The 316-nt window shown below is 43.4% G+C and carries 1 pseudogene; it reads left to right on the plus strand.

Features of this window, described 5'->3' with window-relative positions:
• Nucleotides 1–147, plus strand: a pseudogene (locus tag WKT20_RS18275) (IS1380 family transposase); the annotation flags it as partial.
• Nucleotides 148–316: the final 169 nt, after the last annotated feature.

Genomic DNA, 316 nt, shown 5'->3' on the forward strand with positions numbered 1-316 from the left:
CTCAAGAAAACGAGTCGCATAAAGGCTTTTGTCTTCAGATTCATCTCCGTACCTGCCAAGTGGATCATGACAGCAAGGCAATACGTGCTGAATATCTATACTGAGAACCGCGCTTATGCAAAACCCTTCAAAACTGGATTCGGATAAAATCCGTTCCTTATGGTTTTAATCTGCGTATTACCTCAAGTCGCATTGTGGGGGAAGGGGAAGGTGTGCAAAAATCGGACAAAATTCACGCTCATACTATCATGATGCATAGTGTTCAAGCTCTTTACTGCGATTGAGATTGCCATTGAGATTGCTTGCGGATTTGAGG

Origin of the sequence: Phocaeicola sp. ICN-14070 (assembly GCF_037892625.1) — a bacterium.
Lineage (GTDB): Bacteria > Bacteroidota > Bacteroidia > Bacteroidales > Bacteroidaceae > Phocaeicola > Phocaeicola plebeius.